9 protein-coding genes are annotated in these 6,617 nt (G+C 70.0%); 6 read left to right on the forward strand and 3 right to left on the reverse strand.

Features of this window, described 5'->3' with window-relative positions; translation table 11 throughout:
- Position 1: 1 nt before the first annotated feature.
- A complete protein-coding gene (locus tag VGR06_RS37175; protein WP_327563903.1) occupies positions 2-685 on the forward strand; it encodes a DUF899 domain-containing protein in 684 nt (227 codons plus the stop codon).
- Between the two features lie 11 nt (positions 686-696).
- Here the strand turns inward: VGR06_RS37175 and VGR06_RS37180 are convergent, their stop codons facing one another.
- Entirely contained in the window at positions 697-1,449 is a 753-nt protein-coding gene (locus tag VGR06_RS37180) for a helix-turn-helix transcriptional regulator (protein ID WP_327563904.1), read from the reverse strand.
- A gap of 116 nt (positions 1,450-1,565) precedes the next feature.
- Here VGR06_RS37180 and VGR06_RS37185 point away from each other — a divergent pair, with 116 nt between their 5' ends.
- Positions 1,566-2,585: a Kelch repeat-containing protein gene (locus tag VGR06_RS37185; protein WP_327563905.1), complete on the forward strand. Its 1,020-nt coding sequence runs from the start codon at positions 1,566-1,568 to the stop codon at positions 2,583-2,585.
- On the opposite strand, the gene VGR06_RS37190 is transcribed toward VGR06_RS37185, so the two are convergent.
- Positions 2,563-3,357: a class I SAM-dependent methyltransferase gene (locus tag VGR06_RS37190; RefSeq protein ID WP_327563906.1), complete on the reverse strand. Its 795-nt coding sequence runs from the start codon at positions 3,355-3,357 to the stop codon at positions 2,563-2,565. The genes VGR06_RS37185 and VGR06_RS37190 overlap by 23 nt on opposite strands.
- A 29-nt stretch (positions 3,358-3,386) precedes the next feature.
- Between VGR06_RS37190 and VGR06_RS37195 the strand changes: the two genes are divergently transcribed.
- From VGR06_RS37195 to VGR06_RS37205, 3 genes are read left to right on the forward strand one after another with little or no spacing between them, the layout of a single operon-like run.
- Positions 3,387-4,583, forward strand: a complete 1,197-nt coding sequence (locus VGR06_RS37195) for a PLP-dependent aminotransferase family protein (protein ID WP_327563907.1) — start codon at positions 3,387-3,389, stop codon at positions 4,581-4,583.
- A 17-nt stretch (positions 4,584-4,600) separates the two neighbouring features.
- Positions 4,601-5,005: a cupin domain-containing protein gene (locus VGR06_RS37200; protein WP_327563908.1), complete on the forward strand. Its 405-nt coding sequence runs from the start codon at positions 4,601-4,603 to the stop codon at positions 5,003-5,005.
- Positions 5,006-5,010: 5 nt separating this feature from the next.
- On the forward strand, positions 5,011-5,994 hold the full coding sequence (locus tag VGR06_RS37205) for an NADPH:quinone reductase (protein WP_327563909.1): 984 nt from the start codon (positions 5,011-5,013) through the stop codon (positions 5,992-5,994).
- Here VGR06_RS37205 and VGR06_RS37210 read toward each other — a convergent pair.
- Positions 5,991-6,146, reverse strand: coding sequence for a hypothetical protein (locus VGR06_RS37210; RefSeq protein ID WP_327563910.1), 156 nt, complete (start codon positions 6,144-6,146; stop codon positions 5,991-5,993). The two genes, VGR06_RS37205 and VGR06_RS37210, sit on opposite strands and share 4 nt — an antisense overlap.
- A gap of 212 nt (positions 6,147-6,358) precedes the next feature.
- Here VGR06_RS37210 and VGR06_RS37215 point away from each other — a divergent pair.
- Positions 6,359-6,617 (forward strand): class I SAM-dependent methyltransferase (locus VGR06_RS37215; RefSeq protein ID WP_327563911.1); only part of this gene is annotated, 259 nt, incomplete at its 3' end.

The following is a 6,617-nucleotide window of genomic DNA, read 5'->3' on the forward strand; positions in this document are numbered from 1 at the left end:
CATGAAGACTCCCGCGATCGTCACTGCTGAGGAATGGGAGACCGCGCGCCAGCAGTTGCTGGTGAAGGAGAAGGAGTTGACCCGCGCCCGGGACGCGCTGGCCGCGGAGCGCCGGCGGATGCCGTGGCTGGCGGTGGAGAAGGAATACCTGTTCGACGGACCCGGCGGCAAGGCGAGCCTGCTCGACCTGTTCGAGGGCCGCCGCCAGCTGATCGTCTACCGCGCCTTCTTCGAGCCCGGTGTGCACGGCTGGCCCAACCACGCGTGTATCGGCTGCTCCATGATGGCCGACCAGGTCGCCCACGTCGCCCATCTGAACGCCCGCGACACCACGCTCGCCTTCGCCTCGCGCGCGCCGCAGCCGGACATCGAGCGCGTCAAGGCCCGGATGGGCTGGTCGATGCCCTGGTACACCATCACCGACGAGTTCGACGTCGATTTCGGCGTGGACGAATGGCACGGCACGAATGCGTTCTTCCGCGACGGCGACCGGGTGTTCCGTACCTACTTCATCAACAACCGGGGCGACGAGGCGATGGGGGGCACCTGGGCCTACCTCGACATCACCGCGCTCGGGCGGCAGGAGGAATGGGAGGACTCGCCCGAGGGCTATCCCCAGACCAAGCCGTACGCGTGGTGGACCTGGCACGACCAGTACAACGACGCCACGCGGTCGGAAGGCTGACTCGCGGCGGTTCAGCCGAGGGCGGCCTCCGGGTCGAAAGGAGGGACGATGCGGTTGCGGTGGGGTAAGGCGAGTGCGGCCGCGGCGGCGCGGGTGCGGGCTCCGGTGCGGTCGTAGATGTGTTCGAGGTGTTTGCGGACGGTGGCGACGGAGATGTAAAGCTGGCGGGCGATGCCGGTATTGCTGAGGCCCTGGTCGGCGAGCTCGAGAACTTCCTGTTCACGCGGGCTGAGTCGGGGGACGGCGCGGCGGCGTCGTTGGGACTCGACATAGACCTCGTAGAGGTGTGGTTTGAGGAGTTGGACCACGAGGCGGTCCCGTTCGGTGAAATCGGAGCCGGTCAGGCGCCAGAATGAGACCTTGCGGAAATGGCCTGGGGCGGTGGGGAAGGCGGCATGCAGGCCGTGAACGCTTCCATGCCGCCCGTGGAAATCGGCGTAGAAGCTCGTGTTGCGTAGTTCGGTCTGTGTGTAGAAGTCCGACCAGCGGACCGCTGAGGCGTAGTCTCCGGTGCGCTCGGCATAATTGCACGGTAGGAATGATGTGACGCTGTGCCACCAGGCTTCGGGGATGCCGGTGGAGCCGAGTTCGATGCCGTGTTCGCCGCATTCGAACCATTGACCCAGCAGCACGCGGCGGTGGGTCAGGTCGACCTCGTTGAAGTTGACCTGATCACAGGCAACCAGGCCGGCCAGCCCGTCCAACACTGCCCAGGGAAGGCCCTCGGTGGGTTCGTCGCGCCGCCCGTTCTCCACCACCGACATCAACGTGCGAAGATCATGTTCGGTGAGCGTTTCGTACATCGGGCGCTCCCTCCCAGCCACAAATACGCCTTAAAGCGAATATCGCGACCCGTTATCGAGGCGTGAGGCTTCCGCCCATGACTCGGATACTGACATTGGGCACCATCGCCCTCGCGCTCCTGACCGCCCTGCCCGCACCCATGGCTGCCGGAGAGGAGACCGGACCCCGTCGGTGGACGCCACAGCCGCCGATGCAGCACGCTCGTGCGGGGCTGGGCGTGGTCACGGTGAACGGACAGATCTTCGCCATGGGCGGTTTCGATGGCACCCCCCAGACCTTCGATGCCGTCGAAACCCGGGAACTGGCCGGCCGCGGCTCGTGGCAGCCCGCACCGCCGTTGCCGACCGCGCGGGCCAACCTGGCCACGGCCGTGCTGGGCGGCCGGGTGTACGCGGTGGGCGGCTTCAGCGCCGACGACGACATTCTGCCGGTCGTGGAGACGTTCGACACGAGATCTGGCAGCTGGACGACGGGCCTGCCGATTCCCCAACCCCGCGCCGCGGCCGGGGCAGCGGCACTGAACGGCCTGCTCTACGTCGCCGGCGGCATCGTCCCGGTAGACGGTGGCGAGTCCCGCAGCACCGCATCGGTGATCGCCTACAACCCGGCCAGGAACACCTGGCGACCGGTCGCCCCGATGCACACCGCTCGGTCGCGGTTCCGGCTGGTGGCGGCGGGCGGATTTCTCTACGCCGTGGGTGGCCGTACCGAAGGGCCCTCGCTGGCCACCGTGGAACGCTACGACCCCAGATCCGACACCTGGCGCGCGATCAACCCGATGCACGAGTCCCGGGTCCTGCCGTGCGTGGTCGAAACCCGGAACGGGAACCGGCCGGTCCTGGCCGCCGTCGGTGGGGCGATCTTCGACGACAGCGGCCTCGTGGACGTCAGGCGCACCACCGAGGTGCTCGACCTGACCACCGGCCGCTGGGCCCTGCTCGATGTCCTGCTGCCCGTGTCCCGGGTGTCCCTTGACTGCGCCGTACAACCGGACGGAACGATGCTCGCCGTCGGTGGCGCCACGCGCACCGGCGACGGGTTCGTGGAACTTCCCGACGTCGACGCGCTCACCCTCACGCCTCGCGATCTCCCCTGACGGCCCAGGCCCTGGCGGTGAGCGGGATGGACCCGTCAGGGCCGGCCGGCAGGCGGTCACGCAGCAGTTCGCGCAGGGCCTGGCGCCGCTCCTCGACCAGGGACATCGCATAGCCGGGCGCCGGGCCCTGGCCGCCGAGGAACGGCGTCCAGTAGTCGTCGAAATCGGCGAACACGGTGGGGATGTCGATGGGCCGCACCGTGACCGGGTCCAGGCCGGCATCAACCCACAGTTGGCGCAGCGCCTCCGGCCGGCACACCGGAAACCGAGGCCCCTCGTCCAGTTCGGCGGCCGCGGAGTCGAGTTCGGTTGCGGCGTCCCAGAAGTACCGCATCATCGCCATTCCGCCGGCGTAGTCCCAGACATAGGCGGCGGCCACCCCACCCGGCCTGGTGACCCGGGCGAGCTCGGCCGCGGCCCGGGCCGGCTCGGGCACGAAGTTGAGCGCCAGGCCGCTGACCACGACGTCGACGTGGTGATCGGGCAGTGGCAGCCACCGTGCGTCGCCGGCTCGGAAGCCCGCCCTGGCGTCGGTGATCCGGCCGGCCGCGGTGGCCAGGAACTGCTCGGACGGGTCCACGCCGATGATCTCGCTGGGGTCCGCGGCGGCCAGCACGGTCGCCGTCAGCGCCCCGGTGCCACAACCCACATCCAGCCACCGCCGGCCCGCGGGCACGTCGAGCCAGCGCACGAACTCCTCCGCCACGCGGCGACTCCACCTGCCCACGTAGGCCTCGTACGCGTCGCCGGCGGCCCACACTTCGTGTCCCATGCGGTGACGATATGCCGCAAGATGAGTTCATGAGCGAAACCGCCGAACGGATCGACTGGAGCAGCCGGCTGGCTCGGCGCACCGAAGGCCAGAACAGCGTGATCGGGGGGATTCTCGCGCTGGCGAACGCGTCCGGAGTGATCAACTTTACCGGCGGGTTCCCGGATCCGGAGGTGTTCCCCACCGACTCGCTGGCGCCGATCGTCGACCGGCTGCTGACCGGCGACGTCCAGGTCGCCCTGCAGTACGCGCCCAGTGAGGGGATCGCCAGCACCCGGGACACGTTCGGCGAGCTGCTCCGGCAGCGGGAGGGGCGCCGCCCCGGGCCCGGTGAGCTGATGGTGACCAGCGGCGGCATCGACGCCATCACCCTGCTGGCCAAGAGCCTGCTCGACCCGGCGGACGCGGTGGTCGTGGAGGAGCCCAGCTACCTCGGCGCGGTGTCGGGGTTCGGCGCGTTCGGCACCACCGTGCGGGGCGTGCCGATGGACGAGGACGGCCTGGACGTCGACGCCTTCGCCGCGATGCTGACCGCGGGCCCGCGGCCCAAGCTCCTCTACACGATCCCCGAGCACCAGAACCCCAGCGGCCGCACGCAATCCCTCGCCCGCCGGGAAGCGCTGGTCCGGTTGTGCCGGCAGCACGGCGTGCTGATCGTCGAGGACGTCGCCTACCGCGAGCTCAGCTTCGACGGGTCCCGCCTGCCCAGCCTGTGGGCGATGGACCCGGAGATCACCGTGCAGATCGGCACCTTCTCCAAGACGATCTTCCCCGGGGTCCGGCTCGGCTGGGCGGCGGGCCCGGCCGAGGTGATCGCCCAGATGGCCGTCGCCAAGCAGAACTCCGACCAGTGCGCCGGCGCGCTCGGGCAGCGCATGGTGGAGGAGTTCATCCGCGACGGTCTGTTCGACGCCCAGCTGGTCCGCGAGCGCGCCCTGTACCGCCGCCGCGGCGAGGCGACCGTGCGCTCGCTGCGCGCGCACATGCCGGCCGGCGTCACCTGGACCGAACCGACCGGCGGGTTCTTCACCTGGTTGCACGTGCCCGGGGTGGACACCACCGAACTGGCCCTGTCCGCGCGGGAACGCGACGTCGCGTTCGTCCCGGGCGCGAGCTTCTTCGCCGAGCGCGTGGAGCACGAATACCTGAGGCTGTCGTTCAGCCGCATCAGCGAACCCGACATCGACGAGGGCCTGCGCCGGCTGGCGCTCGCGATCCGCGGATGACCCCATTGGAGGAAGCAGTGACCGACAGCGAGACGCACTTCAGCACCGAGGCACGCGGGGTGCCGACCGGACCCGGCCGGTTCGTCACGGTCAACGACATCGACGCGGTCGAGTTCGTGCCCGGGCTCGAGTTCCGGCCCGTGCTCGGCGACAACGTGATGACGAACTTCGTGACGTACGCCCCGCACACGGAAGCGCCGGTGCACGTCCACGAGGAGGAGCAGGTCGTCATCGTGCTCGACGGCGAGCTCGAGTTCGTCATCGACGGGGAGACCAGGCTGATGCGGCCCGGTGACGTCGCGGTGATCCCGTCCTGGGTCCCACACGGCGCGCGGACCCTGGAGGTGGGCTGCACCCAGGTGGACGTGTTCACCCCACCGCGCAAGACGCTGCTGGATCACGCCCGCGCCCAGCGGGACTGACCGGCGTGTACGGGATCCGGGTGCGCGAGTTCGGCTCGGAGGACGTGCTGGAGTACGTGTCCCTGCCCGTGCCGGAGCCGGCCGCCGGGCAGGTGCGGGTGCGGATGCGGGCCGTCGGCGTCAACCCCGCGGACACCTACGTCCGAACCGGCACCTATGCGTTCTACAAACCGAACCTGCCGTACACCCCGGGCTTCGACGGCGCGGGCGAGGTGGACGCGGTGGGCCCCGGCGTGACCGGACTCGCGCCGGGTGACCGGGTCCTGGTCAGCGCCCTCGGCCCGGCGTCGACCGGCACCTACGCGGAGTTCGTGGTGGCCGACGCCGGCACCGTGCACCCGGTTCCGCCGTCCCTGTCCTACAGCCAGGGCGCGGCCGCGGGCGTTCCGTGCGTCACCGCGTGGCGCGCCCTGTTCCAGAAGGCCGATCTCCAACCCGGCGAAACCATGCTCATCCACGGCGCCAGCGGCGGCGTCGGCCTCCCCGCGGTCCAACTCGCCCACGACGCCGGAGCCATCGTCATCGGCACCGCCGGCTCCACGGCCGGCGCCGACCTCGTCCGCGCCGCCGGCGCCGACCACGTAGTCGACCACAACTCGCCCGACCACCTCGACGAGGTCCGCCACCTCACCGACGGCCAAGGTGTGTCGGTCATCGTCGAAATGCTGGCCAACGAGAATTTGGAAAGCGACCTGGGCGTGTTAGCCATGCGCGGCCGTATCGTCGTCGTCGGCAGCCGGGGAGAGCTCCCGTTCACGCCCCGTCTCACCATGCTCAAAGAAGCCACGATCCTGGGTACCGCGCTCTGGAACGCCACCCCGGCCGAAACCACCGCTGCTCTCGCCGCCGTCTCCAAGAAGCTGTCCGACGGCGTCATCGACCTCGTCGTCGGCACCGAGCTCCCGCTCCGTGACGCCGCCCAGGCCCACCGCCAGATCCTGCAGTCCCGCGCCCACGGCAAGTTGGTCCTTCTTCCCGACCCGAGTTAGACGAGCTCGGTGCGGAGCTCGTGGCTTTCGCCGGGGAGGCGGGCTTCGTAGTAGAGGCGGTGGCCGCCGGTGGGGTGGGCGAGGCCGGTGAGGACGGTGCCGTGCCAGGTCCACTGTAGACTATCGGTGCAGGTGGCGTAGCCGGTGGCCATCCGGTCCTCGGCTCCGGGGATGTCCAGGAGGTGGCAGCAAACCCAGGCATGCCAACGGTTTCCGTCGTAGCGGAGAACCGGGTCCGTGACGCCGGTGTGCTCGTCGCCGGTGAGTGCGGGGCGGACCTCGGCCGCGATCAGTCCGTCTACTGTGGACGATTCTAGGACGCAACGCGATCTACCTTGCGCGGTCAGGCTTTCAGGTCGACGCCGTGGATATCTCCGCGGCGGCCATCGGCTGGGCCACGGACCGTGCTCACGAGGCCGGTGTCGCGGTCGACTTCAAGTGCCGCGACGCGTTCACGATCACCGGGCGGTACGACCTGATCTACGACTCCGGCTGCCTGCACCACCTGCCGCCGCGCCGCCGGATCAGCTACCTCGCGCTGCTCGACCGCGCCCTCGTCCCGGGCGGGCACCTCGGCCTCACCTGCTTCGCGGCCGGCGCGATGGGCAGCGAGCTGCCCGACG

The organism is Actinophytocola sp., assembly GCF_036002505.1.
Lineage (GTDB): Bacteria > Actinomycetota > Actinomycetes > Mycobacteriales > Pseudonocardiaceae > DASYTH01.

Excerpts from the sequence above, each read along its gene's own strand:
- VGR06_RS37175 (WP_327563903.1), top strand. The coding sequence starts at position 2 with ATGAAGACTCCCGCGATCGTCACTGCTGAGGAATGGGAGACCGCGCGC.
- VGR06_RS37180 (WP_327563904.1), bottom strand. The coding sequence starts at position 1,449 with ATGTCGGTGGTGGAGAACGGGCGGCGCGACGAACCCACCGAGGGCCTT.
- VGR06_RS37190 (WP_327563906.1), bottom strand. The coding sequence starts at position 3,357 with ATGGGACACGAAGTGTGGGCCGCCGGCGACGCGTACGAGGCCTACGTG.
- VGR06_RS37195 (WP_327563907.1), top strand. The coding sequence starts at position 3,387 with ATGAGCGAAACCGCCGAACGGATCGACTGGAGCAGCCGGCTGGCTCGG.
- VGR06_RS37185 (WP_327563905.1), top strand. The coding sequence starts at position 1,566 with ATGACTCGGATACTGACATTGGGCACCATCGCCCTCGCGCTCCTGACC.
- VGR06_RS37210 (WP_327563910.1), bottom strand. The coding sequence starts at position 6,146 with ATGGCCACCGGCTACGCCACCTGCACCGATAGTCTACAGTGGACCTGG.